The sequence below is a fragment of the Streptomyces sp. NPDC057099 genome, from assembly GCF_042671245.1.
Taxonomy (GTDB): Bacteria; Actinomycetota; Actinomycetes; order Streptomycetales; family Streptomycetaceae; genus Streptomyces; species Streptomyces purpurascens.
The window spans coordinates 181,350-201,217 of record NZ_JBHUTX010000001.1; the positions used below are offsets into that span (position 1 = coordinate 181,350).

At 72.2% G+C, this 19,868-nt stretch carries 19 protein-coding genes; 9 read left to right on the top strand and 10 right to left on the bottom strand.

From position 1 onward, the window contains the following. The first annotated feature begins 2 nt into the window (after nt 1-2). The 4 genes from ACFT4A_RS00870 to ACFT4A_RS00885 all read left to right on the top strand — a co-directional run bounded on the left by ACFT4A_RS00870 (nt 3) and on the right by ACFT4A_RS00885 (nt 3,967). Nucleotides 3-677, top strand: a complete 675-nt coding sequence (locus ACFT4A_RS00870) for an urease accessory protein UreF (protein ID WP_382824705.1) — start codon at nt 3-5, stop codon at nt 675-677. 108 nt (nt 678-785) lie between these two features. Further along, on the top strand, nt 786-1,463 hold the full coding sequence (ureG, locus tag ACFT4A_RS00875) for an urease accessory protein UreG (RefSeq protein ID WP_382824707.1): 678 nt from the start codon (nt 786-788) through the stop codon (nt 1,461-1,463). After that, a complete protein-coding gene (locus ACFT4A_RS00880) occupies nt 1,451-2,224 on the top strand; it encodes an urease accessory protein UreD (RefSeq protein WP_382824709.1) in 774 nt (257 codons plus the stop codon). Before ureG ends, ACFT4A_RS00880 begins: the two co-directional genes overlap by 13 nt. A gap of 141 nt (nt 2,225-2,365) precedes the next feature. Continuing rightward, nucleotides 2,366-3,967, top strand: coding sequence for an alpha/beta hydrolase (locus tag ACFT4A_RS00885; RefSeq protein ID WP_382824710.1), 1,602 nt, complete (start codon nt 2,366-2,368; stop codon nt 3,965-3,967). A gap of 49 nt (nt 3,968-4,016) precedes the next feature. Here the strand turns inward: ACFT4A_RS00885 and ACFT4A_RS00890 are convergent, their stop codons facing one another. Both ACFT4A_RS00890 and ACFT4A_RS00895 read right to left on the bottom strand, forming a co-directional pair. Continuing rightward, nucleotides 4,017-5,051: an NAD-dependent epimerase/dehydratase family protein gene (locus ACFT4A_RS00890; RefSeq protein WP_382824712.1), complete on the bottom strand. Its 1,035-nt coding sequence runs from the start codon at nt 5,049-5,051 to the stop codon at nt 4,017-4,019. A 60-nt stretch (nt 5,052-5,111) separates the two neighbouring features. Next, on the bottom strand, nt 5,112-5,831 hold the full coding sequence (locus ACFT4A_RS00895; protein WP_382824714.1) for a lysophospholipid acyltransferase family protein: 720 nt from the start codon (nt 5,829-5,831) through the stop codon (nt 5,112-5,114). 324 nt (nt 5,832-6,155) lie between these two features. On the opposite strand from ACFT4A_RS00895, the gene ACFT4A_RS00900 reads away from it, so the two are divergent. Next, entirely contained in the window at nt 6,156-6,611 is a 456-nt protein-coding gene (locus ACFT4A_RS00900) for an RpiB/LacA/LacB family sugar-phosphate isomerase (protein WP_382824716.1), read from the top strand. Nucleotides 6,612-6,648: 37 nt separating this feature from the next. Here the strand turns inward: ACFT4A_RS00900 and ACFT4A_RS00905 are convergent, their stop codons facing one another. The 5 genes from ACFT4A_RS00905 to ACFT4A_RS00925 form a co-directional block, all read right to left on the bottom strand. Next, nucleotides 6,649-7,890 carry a PP2C family protein-serine/threonine phosphatase gene (locus tag ACFT4A_RS00905; protein WP_382824718.1) on the bottom strand — a complete coding sequence of 414 codons (1,242 nt, stop codon included), beginning with the start codon at nt 7,888-7,890 and terminating at the stop codon, nt 6,649-6,651. 65 nt (nt 7,891-7,955) lie between these two features. After that, a complete protein-coding gene (locus ACFT4A_RS00910) occupies nt 7,956-10,424 on the bottom strand; it encodes a SpoIIE family protein phosphatase (RefSeq protein WP_382824719.1) in 2,469 nt (822 codons plus the stop codon). Nucleotides 10,425-10,538: 114 nt separating this feature from the next. Further along, nucleotides 10,539-11,756 carry an ornithine--oxo-acid transaminase gene (gene rocD / locus ACFT4A_RS00915; RefSeq protein WP_382824721.1) on the bottom strand — a complete coding sequence of 406 codons (1,218 nt, stop codon included), beginning with the start codon at nt 11,754-11,756 and terminating at the stop codon, nt 10,539-10,541. Then, the gene (gene ddaH, locus ACFT4A_RS00920) at nt 11,753-12,583 is read right to left on the bottom strand and encodes a dimethylargininase (protein ID WP_382824723.1); all 831 of its coding nucleotides are present in this window, start codon (nt 12,581-12,583) and stop codon (nt 11,753-11,755) included. The genes rocD and ddaH overlap by 4 nt, the downstream gene beginning before the upstream one ends. 157 nt (nt 12,584-12,740) lie before the next feature. Then, a complete protein-coding gene (locus ACFT4A_RS00925) occupies nt 12,741-13,226 on the bottom strand; it encodes an Lrp/AsnC family transcriptional regulator (protein WP_184599229.1) in 486 nt (161 codons plus the stop codon). A 77-nt stretch (nt 13,227-13,303) separates the two neighbouring features. Between ACFT4A_RS00925 and ACFT4A_RS00930 the strand changes: the two genes are divergently transcribed. From ACFT4A_RS00930 to ACFT4A_RS00945, 4 genes are read left to right on the top strand one after another with little or no spacing between them, the layout of a single operon-like run. Further along, nucleotides 13,304-14,053: a LytR/AlgR family response regulator transcription factor gene (locus tag ACFT4A_RS00930; RefSeq protein WP_382824724.1), complete on the top strand. Its 750-nt coding sequence runs from the start codon at nt 13,304-13,306 to the stop codon at nt 14,051-14,053. Between the two features lie 2 nt (nt 14,054-14,055). Continuing rightward, nucleotides 14,056-14,424 carry a hypothetical protein gene (locus tag ACFT4A_RS00935; RefSeq protein ID WP_382825206.1) on the top strand — a complete coding sequence of 123 codons (369 nt, stop codon included), beginning with the start codon at nt 14,056-14,058 and terminating at the stop codon, nt 14,422-14,424. 10 nt (nt 14,425-14,434) lie between these two features. Next, nucleotides 14,435-16,150, top strand: a complete 1,716-nt coding sequence (locus tag ACFT4A_RS00940) for a cation acetate symporter (protein WP_382824726.1) — start codon at nt 14,435-14,437, stop codon at nt 16,148-16,150. After that, the gene (locus ACFT4A_RS00945; RefSeq protein ID WP_382824727.1) at nt 16,147-17,352 is read left to right on the top strand and encodes a sensor histidine kinase; all 1,206 of its coding nucleotides are present in this window, start codon (nt 16,147-16,149) and stop codon (nt 17,350-17,352) included. The genes ACFT4A_RS00940 and ACFT4A_RS00945 overlap by 4 nt, the downstream gene beginning before the upstream one ends. Nucleotides 17,353-17,356: 4 nt before the next feature. Here ACFT4A_RS00945 and ACFT4A_RS00950 read toward each other — a convergent pair whose 3' ends face one another. From ACFT4A_RS00950 to ACFT4A_RS00960, 3 genes are all read right to left on the bottom strand, one after another. Continuing rightward, nucleotides 17,357-17,536 (bottom strand): hypothetical protein, encoded by a 180-nt coding sequence (locus ACFT4A_RS00950; RefSeq protein WP_382824728.1) that lies wholly within the window; start codon nt 17,534-17,536, stop codon nt 17,357-17,359. An 80-nt stretch (nt 17,537-17,616) separates the two neighbouring features. Then, the gene (locus ACFT4A_RS00955) at nt 17,617-18,567 is read right to left on the bottom strand and encodes a cytochrome c oxidase assembly protein (RefSeq protein ID WP_382824729.1); all 951 of its coding nucleotides are present in this window, start codon (nt 18,565-18,567) and stop codon (nt 17,617-17,619) included. A gap of 103 nt (nt 18,568-18,670) precedes the next feature. Next, complete coding sequence (locus ACFT4A_RS00960) at nt 18,671-19,696, bottom strand: 6-phosphofructokinase (RefSeq protein ID WP_356663673.1); 1,026 nt, start codon at nt 19,694-19,696, stop codon at nt 18,671-18,673. Nucleotides 19,697-19,868: the final 172 nt, after the last annotated feature.

Genomic DNA, 19,868 nt, shown 5'->3' on the forward strand with positions numbered 1-19,868 from the left:
CTATGTCACGAGCAGCGCTTCTCGTCCTGGCCGACGGCCGCTTTCCCGCCGGCGGCCACGCACACTCCGGCGGGGCCGAGGCCGCGGTCAAGGCCGGCCGGATCAAGGGGGCGGCGAGCCTCGCGGACTTCTGCCGGGGGCGCCTGCACACGGCCGGAGCGGTGGCGGCGGCGCTCTCGGCCGCCGCCGCGCTGGGGATCGACCCCGTCGCGCTGGACCGTGCCGCGGACGCCCGTACACCGTCACCCGCGCTGCGGGTCGCCGCGCGCAAGCTGGGTCGCCAGCTGATGCGGGCCGCCCGGTCGACCTGGCCGTCCGCCGAACTGGACGCGCTGGCACGCGAGTTCCCCAAGGGTGCCCATCAGCCGGTGGTGCTCGGCCTGACGGCCCGGGCGGCCGGACTGGGGCCGGTCGACGCGGCGTACTGCGCGGCCTACGAGAGCGTGAGCGGCCCCGCCACGGCGACCGTCCGGCTGCTGAGCCTGGACCCCTTCGACGCGACGGGCGTACTGGCCCGTCTGGCACCGGAGTTGGACCAGGTCGTGGACCGCGCGGTGGAGGCGGCGCGGCGGGTGGTCGACGAAGGGGTCGACGCACTGCCCGCCGCGTCGGCACCGCTGCTGGAGATCGGGGCGGAGGTGCACGCGTCCTGGGCGGTACGGCTGTTCGCGTCGTAGCTGCTCGCCCCAGGGGCGCGGGGAACTGCGCGAGAAACCCCCACCGACCCGCACCCCGAAACCAGCGCCCGCCACCCCGAACCGGTCGCCCCAAACCAGGAGCCGCACATGCACCTCGACCACCACCACGACGGCGCGCCAGCCGTCAGCGCCGACGCCCACCGCCCCGACGGCACCCGCCGCGCCCTGCGGATCGGCCTCGGCGGACCCGTCGGCTCAGGAAAGACCGCCACCGTCGCCGCCCTCTGCCGCGCGCTGCGTGACGAGCTGTCGATCGCGGTCGTCACCAACGACATCTACACCCGGGAGGACGCCGAGTTCCTGCTCCGGGAAGCCGTGCTGCCGCCCGAGCGGATCACCGCCGTGGAGACGGGCGCCTGCCCGCACACCGCGATCCGGGACGACATCTCCGCCAACCTGGAAGCGGTGGAGGACCTGGAGGACGCCGTCGGGCCGCTGGACCTGGTCCTCGTGGAGTCCGGCGGTGACAACCTCACCGCGACCTTCTCCAAGGGGCTCGTCGACGCGCAGATCTTCGTGATCGACGTGGCCGGGGGCGACGACATCCCGCGCAAGGGCGGACCGGGCGTCACCACCGCCGACCTGCTCGTCGTCAACAAGACCGACCTCGCACCGTACGTCGGCTCCGACCTCGCGCGCATGGCGGCCGACGCCAAGGCACAGCGGGCCGAACTGCCGGTCGTCTTCCAGTCGTTGCGGAGCGAGGCCGGCGTGACGGACGTCGCCGCGTGGGTGCGGGCGCAGCTCACCGCGTGGACGGCGTGAGCGTGCACGGTGCCGGGGTGCGGTCCGTGGCGCGGATCGTCGCCCGGGACGACGGCCGGGGCGGGACCTCTCTGCCCGTGCTGGAGAGCGACGGACCCCTGGCGCTGCGGCGGACCAGGGCCAGTGGCCCCGAGGCGCGGGTCATGCTCGTCGGGGCGATGAGCGGGCCGCTCGGCGGCGACCACTTCACCGTGGAGGCCCGGGTGGAGGAGGCGGCCCGGCTGTCGGTCGGGTCGGCCGCCGCCACCATCGCGCTGCCGGGGCAGTCGAAGAGCGAGGCACGCTACGACGTGCGGCTCGATGTCGCCGACGGTGCCGAACTGCACTGGCTTCCGGAGCAGTTGATCTCCGCCCAGGGCAGCGACCTGTATGTCACGACCCGCGTCGACCTCGCCGCCACGGCCCGGCTCGTGCTGCGCGAGGAGCAGGTGCTCGGGCGCGTCGGTGAGGAACCCGGACGGCTGACGAGCCGTCTGACCGTGCGGATCGCCGGGCGGGCCGTGCTCGACCAGGAGCTGGCCTGCGGGCCCGGCGCGCCGGGCGGCTGGGACGGGCCCGCCGTGCTCGCGGGGCACCGGGCGGTCGGACAACTGGTCGTCGTGCGGCCGGAGTTCGCCGCCGAGCCGGTGACGGCCCGGGCGCTGGGGGAGGGGGCCACGGTCGTGCCGCTCGCCGGCCCCGCCGCGCTGGTGACCGCCGTGGCGCCGGACGCGCTGCGGCTGCGGCGGCTGCTCGACGAGGCGTTGACGTCCCTCGCGTAGGCGCTCGCACGGCCGTCCGTAGAGCAGAATTCCTTCTCCGTTTATCGGATTGGCAAAGAAGCGCGACAGACCCTGTTCTCAGCGACCTCACAGCCGCGAGGATCCCCGTACTGATCGCAACGATGTACGGGGAGGTCCCCCTTGAGGGGTACGAGACCGAAGAGGCGGGTGGCGGCGCTCGGTTCGGCCGGAGCACTCGTCACGGCCACGCTGATAGCCGGCGCCGTCGCGGCGCCCTCGGCGAACGCCAGCGCGGACACCCGCCACGGCCAGGACCGCGAGGCCCGGGGTGTCGCGACAGCCGCCGCCCGGGCCGCGAAGGCCGGTATCGACTGGCAGGACTGCCCCGCCGACTGGAATCTGGCCAAGCCGATCCAGTGCGGGTACGTCACGGTGCCGCTCGACTACGCCAAGCCGCACGGCAAGCAGATCAAGCTCGCGGTCGACCGCATCGGCAACACGGGCACCAAGGCCGAGCGGCAGGGAGCGCTCCTCTACAACCCCGGTGGCCCCGGCGGCTCCGGACTGCGTTTCCCCGCCCGGGTCACGAGCAAGAACCCGGTGTGGGCCAACGCCGCCAAGGCCTACGACTTCGTGGGCTTCGACCCGCGCGGCGTCGGCAAGTCGGCGCCCATCTCCTGCGTCGACCCGCAGGAGTTCGTCAAGGCACCCAAGATGGACCCGGTGCCCGGCTCCGAGGCCGACAAGCTCGCCCAGCGCAAGCTGGCCCGCGAGTACGCCGAGGGCTGCCAGGACCGCAGCGGCGCGATGCTGCCGCACATGACCACGCCGAACACCGCACGCGACCTCGATGTCATCCGCGCCGCCCTCGGCGAGAAGAAGCTCAACTTCCTGGGCGTCTCCTACGGCACCTACCTCGGCGCCGTCTACGGCACCCTGTTCCCCGGCCATGTGCGCCGCATGGTCGTCGACAGCGTCGTCAACCCGTCCCGGGACAAGATCTGGTACCAGGCCAACCTGGACCAGGACGTCGCCTTCGAGGGCCGCTGGAAGGACTGGCAGGACTGGGTCGCCGCGAACGACGCGACCTACCACCTCGGCACCACCCGCGCCGCCGTCCAGGAGAAGTGGCTCGAGCTGCGCGCCACGGCGAAGAAGAACCCCCTCGGCGGGGTCGTCGGCCCGGCCGAGCTGATCTCCTTCTTCCAGAGCGCCCCGTACTACGACTCGGCATGGGCCTCGGTCGCCTCGGTCTTCAGCAAGTACGTCGCCGGAGACACCCAGGCGCTGATCGACGCCGCCGCCCCCGACCTGTCCGACACCGCGGGCAACGCCTCCGCCGAGAACGGCAACGCCGTCTACACGGCCGTGGAGTGCGCCGACGCCAAGTGGCCCACGAGCTGGCGCACCTGGGACCGGGACAACACCCGGCTCCACAAGGACCACCCGTTCATGACCTGGGCCAACGCCTGGATGAACCTGCCGTGCGCCACCTGGCCGTCCAAGCAGCACACGCCGCTGGACGTCAAGAGCGGCAAGGGCCTGCCCGGCGTGCTCATCGTCCAGTCGGAGCATGACGCGGCCACGCCGTACGAGGGCGCCGTCGAACTGCACAAGCGGTTCAAGGGCTCCCGCCTGATCACCGAGAAGGACGCCGGCTCGCACGGCGTCACCGGGCTGGTCAACCCGTGCGTCAACGAGCGGGTGGACAGCTACCTGCTCACCGGCAAGCTGGACCGTCGCGATGTGACCTGCACCCCGCACGCCACGCCCAAGCCGTAGTCACGGCCGGAGGGGGGCGGTCGTCCGGCCGCCCCCCTCAGTCGCCCCCTCAGCCGTCCCTCTCCGCCAGCCAGGCGTCCTCCGCCGCGTAGTCGAAGAGGTCGCCGTACGCCTGGACCATCTTCGGGTACGCCTCCCGCCAGTCCCGCCCGGCGAGTTGTTCCTCGATCGAGGCGACCGTCTCCGGCAGGGTGTCCGCGTACCGCACCACCGGCCGGTAGCCCAGCTCGCGTTCCGCCGCCGACATGTCGCACACCACGGGCACCGGCACCGACCAGGGCGTCTCGCCCACACCGGGTTCGGGCGGCGGGCCGTCCACGAGCACGTCCTCGGTCTTCACGCCCATCACCGCGTCGATCTCCGCCGCGATCCGGGCCACCGTCGGCGCGTCCGGGTCCACGGCGTTCAGGACGCGGGCCCCCGGCCGGGCGGCGGCCAGCCGGATCAGCTCGGCGATCGTGTGAACGCTCGCCGGATGGAACCGGCTCTCGCCGCCGTAGGCGAGCACGCGCCGCCTACGGCCGTCGAGGTTGCGCTTCACCATGTACAGCTCGCGCGGGGTGCGGCAGTACGCCCCGTGGATGGCGCCCGCGCGCAGCAGCGTGGCCGGCAACCGGTCGCCCGCCGCGAGGAGTTCGCGCTCCAGCGCTGCCTTCCGGGTGCTGTACGAGGCGTCGCCCGGCCGTACCGTGCGCTGGGCCTCCGTCATCGGCAGCGGATACTCGGGAAAGCCCCCGGGCTCGCTCTGCGTGTCGAAGCCGCGGCCCTGGTCGTCCTCGTACACCGACACACTGGAGATCACCACCGCCGAGCCGACCCGCCCGGCCAGCCCCGTCAACTGCCGTGCGTGCCCGGCGCCGAACGCCACCATGTCCACCAGGACGTCGCAGCCGTCACCGACCACCGCGGACAGCTCCGCGTCGTCCTCCCGGTCGGCCCGCACGGCCTGGACGCCCTCCGGCCACCGGGGGTCCCGGCCGCCGCCCCGCGAGACGGCCGTCACCTCCCAGCCGTCCCGGGCCAGTGCCCCGACCGCCACCCGTCCGATCTGTCCCGTCGCTCCGATCACCACAGCACGTGTCATACGGCGACCGTACGGCGGCCCAGGGCCGGGCCACCTGCGGTTCTGCCGACAGCAGAGGCATCAACCGAGCGGCATGCGCGGCAACTTCCGCTTCTTCGCGGCGGCGGCCTCCTCGGCCTTCACGACGGCCGCGTACTGGTCGACGTACTCCTGCCCGGACAGGGAGAGGATCGCGTACATGAGTTCGTCGGTGACGGCGCGCAGGATGGCCTTCTCGTTCTCCATGCCGGCGTAGCGGGAGAAGTCGAGGGGCTTTCCGAAGCGGATCGCGACGGGGTGGATGTTGGGGATGACCTTGCCGGGCGGCTGGGCCTCGAAGGTGCCGATCATCGCGCAGGGGATGATCGGGACGCCGGCCTTGAGGGCCATCACGGCGACCCCGACCTTGCCCTTGTAGAGCCGGCCGTCGTGCGAGCGCGTGCCCTCGGGGTAGATGCCGAGCAACTCGCCCTTGTCCAGCACGCCGAGGCCCTCGCGGATCGCGGCCTGGCCCGCGTCCTTGCCCGAGCGGTCGACCGGGATCTGCCCCGCGCTGCGGAAGAAGAAGGCCGTCAGCCGGCCCTTGAGGCCCGGGCCCGTGAAGTACTCGGCCTTCGCCAGGAAGGTGATGCGCCGCTTGAGGATCGCCGGCATCAGGAAGTGGTCCGAGAACGACAGGTGATTGCCGGCGACGATGGCGGCGCCCTCCGACGGCACGTGCTCCAGCCCCTCTATTCGAGGGCGGAAGACCAGTCGCAGCAGCGGGCCCAGCAGCACGTATTTCAGCAGGTAGTAGAACAAAGCGGGCGCTCCTCGACTCTGGCGGTGAACTCAACCGCCGCGTTCCAGCAGGTCAACCGGCGTGTCGTGGGGTGCCAGTGTAGGTGCAGGCGCAGCCACCGGGCACCTCGTGCGGCAGGACCTCGTCGATCCTTCACCTATTGACTGACGGTCAGTCAGTCGGGGGGCGGTGTCCGGTGGTGCTCATGCGGCTGGGGAGGGCCGCGGGACCAGCGTGCTGGTCCGTACGGGTGATCGGCAAGCCGAACGGGTGGCATGGCCGGGATGTGAAGGGTGCCTGGCCAACCGGTGGTTCTTGCGGCCCCGGCGAGTAGTCTGCGCAGCATGCGGATCTCTGTTTCCTCGGACATGGACGAGCCCGTCGCCCGCGCCCTCGTGGCCGTGCTGCGGGACCGAGGGCACGAGGTGCGCCCGCACGGTGCCCTCGGCTCCGGGGGCGACCCGCAGTGGGCGGTGTGCTCGGAGGCCGCGGCCCGCGAGGTCGCCGACGGCACGGCCGACCAGGCCGTGGTGTGCTGCTGGACCGGCACGGGCGCCTCGATCGCCGCGAACAAGGTGCCCGGCGTACGCGCCGCCCTGTGCACCGACGCCTACACGGCCGACGGGGCCCGCCGCTGGAACGACGCCAACGTCCTCGCGCTCAGCCTGCGGCTGACATCCGAGCCGCTGCTGACGGAGATCCTCGACGCGTGGTTCGCGGGCGAGCCCAGCGGCGACACCGAGGACCGGCAGAACGTGGACCGCGTCAGGCTCCTCGACCACGGACGGAACCGGCTGTAGGGCGCCCGGCCCCTGCCCCCCTGGTCGCAGCCGCTGGTCACAGCCGCACGATGACCAGCGCGGTGTCGTCCGTGGCGCCGCCGTGCGGCAGCAGCTCCAGCAGGACGGTGTCGGCGAGGGCCTCGGGGTCCTGGTCCCGGTTCCGGGCCAGCGCGTCGGCGAGGCGGCCCAGACCGGTGTCGATGTCCTCGCCGCGCCGTTCGATCAGCCCGTCGGTGTAGAGCACGAGGGTGGCGCCCGGCGCGTACGAGGTGTCCGCCTGGGGTCTGGGTATCGGGTCGGGGCGGGCGTCGAGCGGGGTGTCGGTGGCCCCGTCGAGCAGCTCCGTGCGGCCGTCGGCGTGGACCAGCACGGGCGGGGGATGGCCGGCGCTGCTGTAGGTGATGGCCTGCCGGTCGAAGTCGATGAAGGTCGTCACGGCGGTCGCCGACTCGGCGCCCTCGACGACGTGCGCGTAGCGCCCCAGCACGTCCAGCGCCTGGGCCGGGCCCTCGGCGACCCGGGAGGCCGCGCTGAGCGCGCTGCGCAGCTGGCCCATGACACCGGCGGCCTCCAGCCCGTGCCCGACCACGTCGCCCACCGACACCCCGACCCGGTGGCCGCCGACCAGGTCGACCAGGTCGTACCAGTCCCCGCACACGTTGAGCGCGCCCACGGCGGGCCGGTAGCGGACGGCGGCCCGGTGGTGGTGGCTGACCTGGCGGCGGTCGGGCAGCATCGCCTCCTGCAGTGCCAGGGCCACCTCCCGCTCCCGGGAGTGCGCCTGGCGCAGCCGGTCGTTGAGCTCCTGCAGCTCACGGGCGCGGGTGTACAACTCGGCCTCCAGGACCCGGGCGCGGCTGCCCCGATTTCCCCCGGAGCGGCCCCGGGCCCGGATCAGCTCCGTGACCTCCTCGACCCGGTGCAGGATCAGCACCACCTTGCCGTCGGGGCCGACCAGCGGGGCGTTCACGGGACTCCAGTAGCGCTCATGCCACTCCCCGGGCCGCTCGGGATCCTCGACGTCGTAGCGCTGCAGGGCCATGGCGTCGCGCTCCCCGGTCGCCAGCACCCGGTGCAGCGAGGCCTCCAGGTTGCGCATGCCCGTCGCGGCCGGGTCGTTGGGGTTGTCGGGGAAGACGTCGAACAGATAGCGGCCGATCAGCTGCTCGCGGGAGCGGCCGGACACCCGGATGAACTCCTCGTTGGCGTCCGCGTACATCAGCTCCGGCGTCAGCAGCGCCACCATGCCGGGCAGGGCCTGGAACACCGCCGCGTACTCGATCGACGAATCCGTCATGGCTGCCTCACCACTACCGGGACCAGACTATTTTCCCACGGTATGTCCGATTCTGGGCCTCGGCTTCACTCCGTGAGGTCCGTCAGTGACTGCTCCGCCCAGATGATCTTTCCGTCATGGACGAACCGGGTGCCCCACCGCTGGGTCAGCTGGGAGACCAGCAGCAGCCCGCGCCCGCCCTCGTCCGTCGTGCGGGGGTGGCGCAGATGGGGCGCGGTGGCGCCGCCGTCGAAGACCTCGCAGACCAGGGCGCGCTCCCGGATCAGCCGGAGCCGGATCGAGCCGGTGGCGTACCGGATGGCGTTGGTGACCAGCTCGCTCACCACCAGCTCTGTGGTGAAGACCAGCTCGTCCAGGCCCCAGTGCGCCAGCTGCCGGGTGGCCGTGCGGCGGGCGTCGGCGACGACGGCCGGGTCGGAGGGCAGGTCCCAGGCCGCGACCTGCTCGGTGTCGAGCCGCTTCGTCCGGGCCATCAGCAGGGCCACGTCGTCGTACGGGCGCGCCGGGACCAGCGCGTCGACCACGGTCAGGCAGTGCGACTCGAGCGGACCCGCCTGTTCCAGCGCCCCGCGCAGCCGTTCCCGGCCGGTGTCGACGGCCCAGGTGGTCTCGCCCCGGGCCAGCAGCCCGTCGGTGTGCAGGGCGAGCGTGCTGCCCTCCGCGAGGGACAGCTGGACCGCCTCGAAGGGCGGACCGCCCACGCCGAGCGGCGGCCCCTGCGGCAGATCCACGAACGTCACCGAGCGGTCGGGCGCCACCACGGCCGGGGCGGGGTGGCCCGCCGCCGCCATCGTGCAGCCGCCGTCGACCGGGTCGTAGACCACGTACAGACACCCGGAGCCCACGGACGACGACCGCCCGCTGTCGTGGCCCGCCGTGCCCGGTTCGACGCCCTCCTCCCGCGCCGACCGCGCCACCAGGTCGTCGAGGTGCGCCAGCACCTCCTCGGGCGGCAGATCCAGCGCGGCCAGGGTCCGTACGGCGGTCCGCAGCTGCCCCATGGCCGCCGCGGCGTCGATGCCGTGCCCGGGCACCTCGCCCACGACGAGCGCGACGCGGCCGCCGGACAGCGGGATGAGGTCGTACCAGTCGCCGCCCAGGCCGGTCAGCTCGTCGGCCGGCCGGTAGCACGCGGCCACCTCGACGGCGTCCTGCTCGGGCAGCCGGTGGGGGAGCAGACTGCGTTGCAGAACGAGGGCGGCGTCCCGCTCGCGGGTGTAGCGCCGGGCGTTGTCCAGACAGACGGCCGCGCGGGCGACGAGGTCCTCGGCCAGGTGCAGATCCTCCTCGTCGAACGGCTCCCGGCGGTGGCGGCGGAAGAAGGTGGTGACGCCCAGGGTGGTGCCCCGCGACCGGATCGGCACGGCCATCACGCTGTACAGGTCCAGCTCCAGAAACGTGGCGGTCCGGCGGCCTTCCGGGAGGTCCGTGGCCCATTCCCGGGTCACCGGATCGAGCCGCTCAGCGCGCCAGGAGCGTCCCGTGGTCAGGCAGCGGACCGGGGGCGACCCGGCCAGGTAGGTCGCGACGTCGCCGACCTCGAGGGCGCCCTGCGGGAGGTCTTCCTCCTCGGACCGCTGGCCGGCGCGGCGCAGCGCCACCGGATCCGTGTCCGCGAGCGGCCCGGGAGCCGGCTCGGCGCCGCGCAGCACCGCCTCCAACAGGTCCACGGTGACGAAGTCGGCCACTCCCGGCACGGCCACGTCGGCCAGCTCCTGCGCGGTACGCAGGACGTCGAGGCTGCGGCCGATGCTCTCGCCGGCCCGGTCGAGAAGCGCCAGCCGCTGCCGCGCGCGGTGCCGTTCGGTCATGTCGACGACCGTGTAGTACACGCCCAGCGGGTGGCCCCGGTCGTCCTCGAGCCGGGTGAACGACAGCATGTGCGCCGTCTCGCGCAGCGGCGCCGAGCGCACATGGCCCACGTGCTCGTAGCCGACGACCGCCTCGCCGGTCGCCAGGACGTGCCGCATCTGCGCCTCGACCGCCTGGGCGTCCATGCCCGGCTGGACGTCCGCGAAGCGCAGCCCGAGCCGTCGCGGTGCCGGTCCGCCGCCGAACTGCTCCAGGGCGGCGTTGGACCACACGAAACGCAGGTCGGTGTCCACGATGGCGATGCCGACGGAGGCGTCGGTCACCATCCGCTCCAGCACCGTACGGCTCATGTCCCAGCCGGGGGCCTGGCCCAGCTCCGACAGGAGCACCAGCCAGCGCGAGCCGCTGTGCGTCTCCTCGGTGGAGGTGATCCGGGCCACGACCCGCACCGACTGTCCGTGCTTGCGGCGGACCGTCAGCAGCCCCGTCCAGCCGCCGTCCCTGCGGCAGCGCTCGACCAGGTCCGGCACACGCTCCGCGTCCTCGGCGGCCAGCAGATCGGACAGCTTCCTGCCGACCGCCTCGGAAGCCGGGTAGGCCAGCAGCCGCCGGGCGTCGTCGGTCCAGCCCGTCACGACGCCCTGCGGATCGAGCAACAGGGGCACGGCGTCGGCCACGTCGAACCGCCGCCGGGCAACGCCGTACTCCTCGTGTGCGCCCACCGGCCGACCTCTCTGTCGCTGAGAGTGGTCTACCACCTCTTGCCCCCATCTTCACCCTTTCCCGCGTGCGGGGGCGGCTTGTGCAGGTCCGGTCGGGGCGGCCGGGGCGCCGCCCTACCCCAGCACCCGCTCCAGCGCGGTGAGCGCCCCCGCGAGCTCCTCGCCCGTGATCGTGAGCGGCGGTGCCAGGCGGATCGTGGAGCCGTGGGTGTCCTTGACCAGGACTCCCTCCCGCATGAGGCGTTCGCTGACCTCGCGTCCGGTGCCGAGGGCCGGGTCGATGTCGACGCCCGCCCACAGGCCCCGCGAGCGGAAGCCGACGACGCCCTTGCCGACCAGTTCGGTCAGGCCGTCCCGCAGGGTCGTGCCCAGCTCGGCCGCGCGGCGCTGGAACTCGCCCGTCTCCAGCAGTTCGACCACCGCCGTGCCGACCGCGGCGGCCAGCGGGTTGCCGCCGAAGGTCGAGCCGTGCTCGCCCGGCCGCAGCACCCCGAGGACCTCCCGGCGGGCCACCACCGCCGAGACCGGCACGATGCCACCGCCCAGCGCCTTCCCCAGCAGCACCATGTCCGGGACGACCGACTCGTGCTCCACCGCCAGGGTGCCGCCGGTACGGCCGAGCCCGGACTGGATCTCGTCGGCGATGAACAGGCATCCCTCGCGCCGGGTCAGCTCGCGCACGCCGGCCAGGTAGCCGTCGTCCGGGATGATGACCCCCGCCTCGCCCTGGATCGGCTCGATCAGCACCGCCGCCGTCGTCTCGTCGATCGCCGCCTCCAGCGCGGCCAGGTCGTTGTACGGCACGATCCGGAAGCCCGGCGTGAAGGGACCGAAGCCCTGCCGCGCCGTCTCGTCCGTGGAGAAGCTGACGATCGTCGTCGTACGCCCGTGGAAGTTGTCCGCGGCGACCACGATCGTCGCCCGGCCGTCCGGGACGCCCTTGACGTCGTAGGCCCACTTGCGGGCCACCTTCACGGCGCTCTCCACCGCCTCCGCGCCGGTGTTCATGGGCAGCACCATGTCCAGGCCCGTCAACGCGGCCAGCCGCTCGGCGAACTCGGCGAGCCGGTCGTTGTGGAAGGCGCGCGAGGTGAGGGTCAGCCGGTCGAGCTGGCGACGGGCCGCCTCGATCAGCGCCGGATGCCGGTGGCCGAAGTTGAGCGCCGAGTAGCCGGCCAGCAGGTCGAGGTAGCGCCGCCCCTCCACGTCCTCCACCCAGGTGCCCTCGGCGCGGGCGACGACCACGGGCAGCGGATGGTAGTTGTGGGCGAGGACCGGCTCCTCCGCGCGGATGAGTTCCTGCGAGTCACGGGTGCGGACAGGTGCGGTCATGAACGGATCTCCCGGATCTCCTGGGTGCAGCACTTGATGCCGCCACCGGCCTTCTGGAACTCGGACAGGTCGACGGGGACGGGGACGTAGCCGCGGTCGGCGAGCTGCCCGGCCAGGGCCGTCGCCCCCGGTGAGATGAACACATGGCGCCCGTCGGAGACGGAGTTGAGCCCGAACGCCATCGCGTCCTCGCGGGTGGCGAGCACCGCGTCCGGGTACAGCCGGGCCAGCACCTCGCGGCTGCCCGGGGAGAACGCCTCGGGGTAGTAGGCGATGTTCCCGTCGTGCCCGTCGTCGAGGACGAACAGCGCCGTGTCCAGGTGGTAGAAGTACGGGTCCACCAGCGTCAGGCTGATCACCGGCACCCCCAGGTACTCCTGCACCTCGCTGTGGGCCTCCCGGGTGGTACGGAAACCCGTCCCGGCCAGCATCCAGCGCCCGGCGGGCACCAGGTCGCCCTCGCCCTCGCACACCGACTCGGGGTGGTAGACCTCGTAGCCCTCCGACTTGAACCACGCCTCGTACGGCACGGACTCGGGACGGCGCTCGGGCGCGTGGAAGAGGGAGCCGAAGACGCGGCCGTCGACGACGACCGCCGCGTTCGCGGCGAAGACCATGTCGGGCAGGCCGGGAACCGGTTTCACACTGTCCACGGTATGGCCGTGGACCCGGTAGGCGTCGACCAGCGCCTGCCACTGGTCCAGGGCGCGGATGACATCGACGGGTTCGTCGGGGTGCATCCAGGGGTTGATCGCGTACTGCACGGCGAAGTGTCTGGGTTCGCAGACGAGATAGCGCCGCCGGCGCGGCACACGGGAGTCGGGCACAGAGGGGTACCTCCGCTTCCTAACGGTGTGTGACTGAGGGTTGACACCAAGGTAGGAAGTGACGGAGGCGGTCCACAAGAAACATCAGTTGCGTCTTCACGCAGGAACGCTGCGTCTTGAGCCCGGTCAGCGCACGTGTAGTGCGCCGCCTCCCGGGCTATTCCGGCGCGGGATGGCTGGCCCCCGCCTCCGGGCTCTCCGGAAGCAGATGCGACAGCACCATCACGCTGATCGTCTTCCGGATGAACGGCTCCTGGCGGATCCGCTCCAGCACCTCCTCGAAGTGCTCCACGTCCCGGGCCCGCACATGCAGCAGCGCGTCCGCGCCGCCGGTCACCGTCATCGCCGCCGTGATCTCCGGGTAGTCGCGCACGACCTCCGCGAGCCGTCGCGGCGGGGCCGCGCCCTCGCAGTACACCTCGACGTAGGCCTCCGTGCGCCAGCCCAGCGCCGACGGCTTCACCGTGGCCGTGAAACCGGTGATCACACCCGTTTCGCGCAGCCGGTCGACCCGGCGTTTGACCGCCGTGGCCGACAGCCCGATCGCCGTGCCGATCTCGGCGAAGGACGTCCTGGCGTTCGCCATCAGCGCGGTGATGATCTTCCGGTCGAGTTCGTCGAACGGCGTGGACCTGCTGTTCATGCGGGCACTGTATCCAGCGGGAACGTGCACCCCCGGCACATGTCCACACGTACGGATCGCCCCTACACTCCGGGTTCATGCTGCGCGCCCTGGCTGTCGACGACGAACGCCCCTCGCTGGAGGAACTGCTCTACCTGCTGCAGGCGGACCCCCGCATCGGCAGCGCGGAGGGCGCCGGCGACGCGACCGAGGCGCTGCGCCGCATCAACCGCGCCCTGGAGTCCGGCCCCGGCGGCCCCGAGGCGATCGACGTCGTCTTCCTCGACATCCAGATGCCCGGCCTCGACGGCCTCGACCTGGCCCGGCTGCTCACCGGCTTCGCCCGGCCCCCGCTCATCGTGTTCGTCACCGCCCACGAGGACTTCGCCGTCCAGGCCTTCGACCTCAAGGCCGTCGACTACGTCCTCAAGCCCGTCCGCAAGGAACGCCTCGCCGAGGCCGTCCGCCGCGCCGCCGAGCTGCGCGGCGCCGCCCCGCGCATACCCGTGCACGAACCCGACCCCGACCACCTGCCCGTCGAGCTCGGCGGCGTGACCCGCTTCGTCAGCGTCGACGACATCACCCACGTCGAGGCCCAGGGCGACTACGCCCGGCTGCACACCGGCCAGGGCAGCCATCTGGTCCGTATCCCGCTGTCCACCCTGGAGGAGCGCTGGCGCTCGCGCGGCTTCGTCCGCATCCACCGCCGCCACCTCGTCGCCCTGCGCCACATCGGCGAACTCCGCCTCGACGCGGGTACCGTCAGCGTCCTCGTCGGCTCCGAGGAACTCCAGGTCAGCCGCCGCCACACGCGCGAACTGCGCGACCTGCTCATGAGGAGGCCGTGACAGTGCCCCAGGACCACACCGAACGCCGCGTCGTCGTCACCGCCCCGCCCCGCCGCACCCGCCGCACCCACCGGGCCTCCGGCTACTACCGCCCGCGCACCGAGATCGACGAACAGACCACTCTCGGCCACACCTACGTCCGCTCCCTGATGCGCACCCAACTGCGCGCCGCCCTCACCGTGTTCGCGATCCTCGGCCTGCTCGTCGGCCCGCTGCCGCTGCTGTTCGCCGCGACGCCCGGCACCGGCCGCCTCGAATGGGCCGTCCTCGGCTTCGGCCTCTACCTCCCGCTCGTCCTGCTCGCCCACTGGTACGTCCGCCGCGCCGAGCGCAACGAACGCGACTTCGTACGCCTCGTCGAAGACCGCTGAAGCCGCCCCCATGAACTCCGGCTACGCCATACCCTCCGTCGCCCTGGTCGTCGTCGCCACGGTCCTGGTCGGCGCCTTCGGCCTGCGCATCTCCCGCACCACCTCCGACTTCTACGTCGCCTCCCGGACCGTCGGCCCCCGCCTCAACGCCGCCGCCATCAGCGGCGAGTACCTCTCCGCCGCCTCCTTCCTCGGCATAGCGGGACTCGTCCTGGTCCAGGGCCCCGAGATGCTCTGGTACCCGGTCGGCTACACCGCCGGCTACCTGGTCCTGCTGCTCTTCGTCGCCGCCCCGCTGCGCCGCTCCGGCGCCTACACCCTCCCCGACTTCGCCGAGGCCCGCCTCGCCTCCCAGGCGGTACGGCGCCTCGCCGGCGCCTTCGTCGTCGGGGTCGGCTGGCTGTACCTGCTGCCCCAGCTCCAGGGCGCCGGACTGACCCTGACCGTGCTGACCGGGGCGCCGGACTGGCTCGGCGGAGTGATCGTCGCCGTCGTCGTGACCGCCACCGTCGCCGCCGGCGGCATGCGCAGCATCACCTTCGTACAGGCCTTCCAGTACTGGCTGAAACTCACCGCCCTGCTCGTCCCCGCCCTGTTCCTGGTCCTCGCCTGGCAGCACGACGGAGCCCCGCGCCACGCCTTCGACGAACCGGCCACCTTCCGCGAACAGCGCGTCGTCCGGGTGGACGACAGCATCGCCCTCACGCTCGACCGACCACTGACGGTCACGGTGACCGGCACCGTGGACAGCCGTGCGCACACCGATTCCCGCCTCGAACTCCCCGCGGGCACCCACCACATCGAACGCGGCACCCGGCTCACGTTCGCCGCGGGGGCGACCGTCCCCGCGGCCGAGCGCAGCGGCGGCGGCGACCTGTCGCCCTCGCAGGACGAGGGCCGCGGGGAACGCCCGCTGTACGCCACGTACGGGCTGATCCTCGCCACGTTCCTCGGCACCATGGGCCTGCCGCACGTCGTGGTCCGCTTCTACACCAGCCCGCACGGCGTCGCCGCCCGCCGCACCACCGTCGTGGTCCTCGGCCTGATCGGCGCCTTCTACCTCCTGCCGCCCGTCTACGGCGCACTCGGCCGCCTTTACGCCCCCGAACTCACCCTCACCGGAGACCCGGACGCCGCCGTCCTGCTGCTGCCCGACCGCATGATCGGGGGAGTGGGCGGGGACCTGCTGGGCGCGCTGGTGGCGGGCGGTGCCTTCGCCGCGTTCCTGTCCACGGCCTCGGGGCTGACCATGGCGGTCGCGGGCGTCCTCACCCAGGACGTCCTGCCGTCCCGGGGCGTACGGCACTTCCGGCTCGGCACGGTCCTCGCCATGGCGGTGCCCCTCGTGGCCAGCGTCCTCGTCGGCGGGCTCCCGGTCGCCGACGCCGTCGGGCTCGCCTTCGCGGTGTCCGCCTCCTCCTTCTGCCCGCTGCTCGTCCTCGGCATCTGGTGGCGGCGGCTCACCCCGCCCGGTGCCGCCGCAGGCATGCTGGTCGGCGGCGGCTCCGCCCTGCTCGCCGTCGCCGCGACCATGGCGGGCTACCCGGGCAAGGGCGCGCTGCACGCCCTGCTCGCCTGGCCCGCCCTGTGGTCGGTGCCGCTGAGCTTCCTCACCATGATCCTGGTCTCCCTGGCGACCCCCGGCCGGGTGCCCCCGGGCACGGCGGCCGTCCTGGCCCGCTTCCACCTACCCGAGGAACTGCGCACGGAGGTGAAGACGCCATGAGCGGATTCCTGGCGGGCCTGTGCGTCGCCGTGCTCCCGGTGCTGGCCGCCGGGGTCTGGCTGGGCCGGCGCACCGCACGGGACAAGAGCCTCGGCGGCCTCGGCACCCCCGTCGAGCACGCCACCTTCGAGACCCTGCACACCGCCTCCCTCGCCGCACCCCCGCTGCGAGCCGGCCTGACCGAGGAGACCGCCCGCAAGTCCGCCCGCAAACTGCGCTCCCTGCTCGGCACGGACGCCCTCTGCCTCACGGACCGCGAACAGGTCCTGGTCTGGGACGGTGACGGCGCCCACCACCGCACCGAGATCATGGAACGCCTCGCGGGCGCCCTGGACACCGGCCGCGGCGAGGCCTTCCGGCTCACCTGCGACATCCTCGACTGCTCGGTGCGCTGGGCGGTCGTCGCCCCGCTCACCGTCGACGACCGCGTGCACGGCGCCCTCGTCGCCTGCGCGCCCCGTGAGTCGGCGGTCCTGGTCCGGGCGGCCGGTGAGGTGGCCCGCTGGGTGTCCGTCCAACTGGAGCTGGCCGACCTCGACCAGTCCCGCACCCGCCTCATCGAGGCCGAGATCAAGGCGCTGCGGGCCCAGATCTCCCCGCACTTCATCTTCAACTCGCTCGCGGTGATCGCCTCGTTCGTCCGCACCGACCCCGAGCGCGCCCGCGAACTGCTCCTGGAGTTCGCCGACTTCACCCGCTACTCGTTCCGCAGGCACGGCGACTTCACCGCCCTCGCCGACGAGCTCCACGCCATCGACCACTATCTGGCGCTCGTACGGGCACGCTTCGGCGACCGCCTCTCCGTCACCCTCCAGATCGCCCCGGAGGTGCTGCCCGTCGCCCTGCCCTTCCTCTGCCTCCAGCCGCTCGTCGAGAACGCCGTCAAACACGGCCTTGAGGGCAAGGCGGACAAATGCCGCATCCAGATCACGGCCCAGGACGCGGGTGCCGAGGCGCTCGTCGTCATCGAGGACGACGGCGCCGGCATGGACCCCGACCTGCTGCGCCGCATCCTCGCCCGCGAGGTCAGCCCCTCGGGCGGCATAGGGCTCTCCAACGTCGACGACCGGCTCCGCCAGGTCTACGGCGACGACTACGGCCTCGTCATCGAGACCGCCACGGGCGCGGGCATGAAGATCACCGTCCGGATCCCGAAGTACCAGCCGGGCGTGCACTCGGCGGGCCGGCTGACCCGGGAGTGAGCCGTCAGGTGCTGCGGGTGGTCACCACCAGCCCGAGGGTGATCAGTCCCAGGACGACCCAGCCGAACCACAGCCAGCCGTTGCTTCCGAGCGCCACCGTGTAGGCCGTCACCACGACGAGGCCACCGAGGGTGAGCACTCCCATGGTCTTGGTCGAGTTTGAACCGTGCGTGGAACCGGGCATCGCAACACCCTCCTCGTGGTCCGATGCCTCCATGGTGCCTGGTGGAGGCCCGGCGCGCACGGTCCTTACGAGAGCCGGCTTCAGCGCCCCTGCGTGTTCAACGAGGCCAGATAGGCGTTGTACGCCTCCAGCTCCTTGTCCCCGTCGCGGTCGGCGGCCCGGTCCTTGCGCCTGGCCTGGCGCTGGTCGGAGGCGTACCACTGGAACAGCAGGGCGATCAGCACCAGCACGGACGGGATCTCGCTGAACGCCCAGGCGATGCCGCCCGCCGCGTTCTGGTCGGAGAGCGCCTCGATGCCGAGCGAGGCGGGCGGGTTCTCGAACGTCCCGACCATCGGCTCGGACGCCATCATCAGCGCGATGCCGAAGAAGGCGTGGAACGGCATGCCCGCGAACAGCTCCAGCATCCGCATCAGGTAGCCGGGACGGTGCGGCCCCGGGTCCACGCCCATGATCGGCCAGAAGAACACCATGCCGACGGCGAAGAAGTGCACCATCATCCCGATGTGCCCCGGCTTGGAGCCCATCAGGGTGTCGAAGAGCGGCGTGAAGTACAGCCCGTACAGGCTCGCGATGAACAGCGGGATCGTGAACGCCGGGTGCGTGACGATCCGCATGTACCGGCTGTGCAGGAACATCAGCAGCAGCTCGCGGGGCCCCTTGCGACCCCGCCCCGCCGTCGGCAGGGCGCGCAGCGCCAGCGTGATCGGGGCGCCGAGCAGGACGAGGATCGGCGACACCATGCTGATCACCATGTGCTGCACCATGTGCACGCTGAACATGACCATGCCGTAGTCGTTCAGCCGGGTGCACATCATGAGCGCGATGGTCAGCACACCGATGACGAAGGCGACGGTCCGACCCACGGGCCACTTGTCCCCGCGCCGCACCAGCCGCACGACACCCCACCCGTAGAGCCCCAGACCGAGCAGGCAGGCGACGAGAAAGAACGGGTCCGCCGACCACTCCAGCCCTCGTCCCAGCGTGAACGGCGGCAGATCCATGGTCATGCCGTGCCCGCTGTGATCCATTCCGCCGGCTCCTGTTTCGTGGGGGTGTGCAGCAATCTGTCCGCCCACAAGAGTAGAACCGCCCCCGGCCACACATGTGACCGGGGGCGAAGTTACAGCAACCTCAGAGAACGGTCTCCGCCTCGGCGTACCGCTCATCCGGCACGGTCTTCAGCGTCTTCACGGCCTCGGCCAACGACACCATCACTATGTCGGTCCCGCGCAGCGCGGTCATCTGCCCGAACTCACCCCGGTGCACGGCCTCCACCGCATGCCACCCGAACCGCGTGGCGAGCACCCGGTCGTAGGCGGTGGGCGTACCACCCCGCTGCACATGCCCGAGAATGACGGGCCGGGCTTCCTTCCCCAGCCGCCCTTCCAGCTCCACGGACAGCTGCCGCGCGATCCCCGCGAACCGCTCGTGCCCGTAGATGTCCTTGCCGCCCTCGTCGAACTCCATGGACCCGGCCCGGGGCTTCGCCCCCTCCGCCGCCACGACGATCGCGAAGCGCTTGCCGGCCTCGAACCGCTCGCCGACCCGCCGGGTCAGTTCCTCTATGTCGAAGGGCCGTTCGGGGACGACGATGGCGTGCGCGCCGGCCGCCATGCCGGAGTGCAGCGCGATCCAGCCGGTGTGCCGCCCCATGACCTCGACGACCAGGACCCGCTGGTGGGACTCGGCGGTGGTCTTCAGCCGGTCCAGGGCCTCGGTCGCCACCCCCACGGCCGTGTCGAAGCCGAAGGTCACGTCCGTGACCGCGATGTCGTTGTCGATGGTCTTCGGCACACCCACGACGGGCAGGCCGCTGTCCGACATCAGCCGGGCGGCCTTGAGGGTGCCCTCACCGCCGATGGGGATGATCGCGTCGAGGCCGAGCTCCTCGACATGGCCCTTGGCCCGCTCCACACCGTCCCGCAGATGGGAGGGCTGGACCCGGGAGGACCCGAGAATCGTGCCGCCGCGGGCGAGGATGCCACCCACCGCGTCGAGGTCGAGCTTGAGGTAGTCGCACTCCAGGAGGCCCTTCCAGCCGTCCCGGAAGCCGATGACCTCGTCGCCGTGGTCCACGACGGCGCGGTGTACGACGGACCGGATGACGGCGTTCAGGCCGGGGCAGTCGCCGCCGGACGTGAGGACACCAATACGCATAGCCCGAAATACCTTCTCAACGTGGGCCGGGGACCGGACCACGTTGTCCGGCTCGAATTCCCGCCACCCTAGCGTCAGGAAGGGGCGGGACCGAACCGCGCGTCCGCCTGCTGGACTACCCCGCTCACCTGTGCGGATGTGCCGTCAGACGGGCTGTTGACCAGCAGGTTGA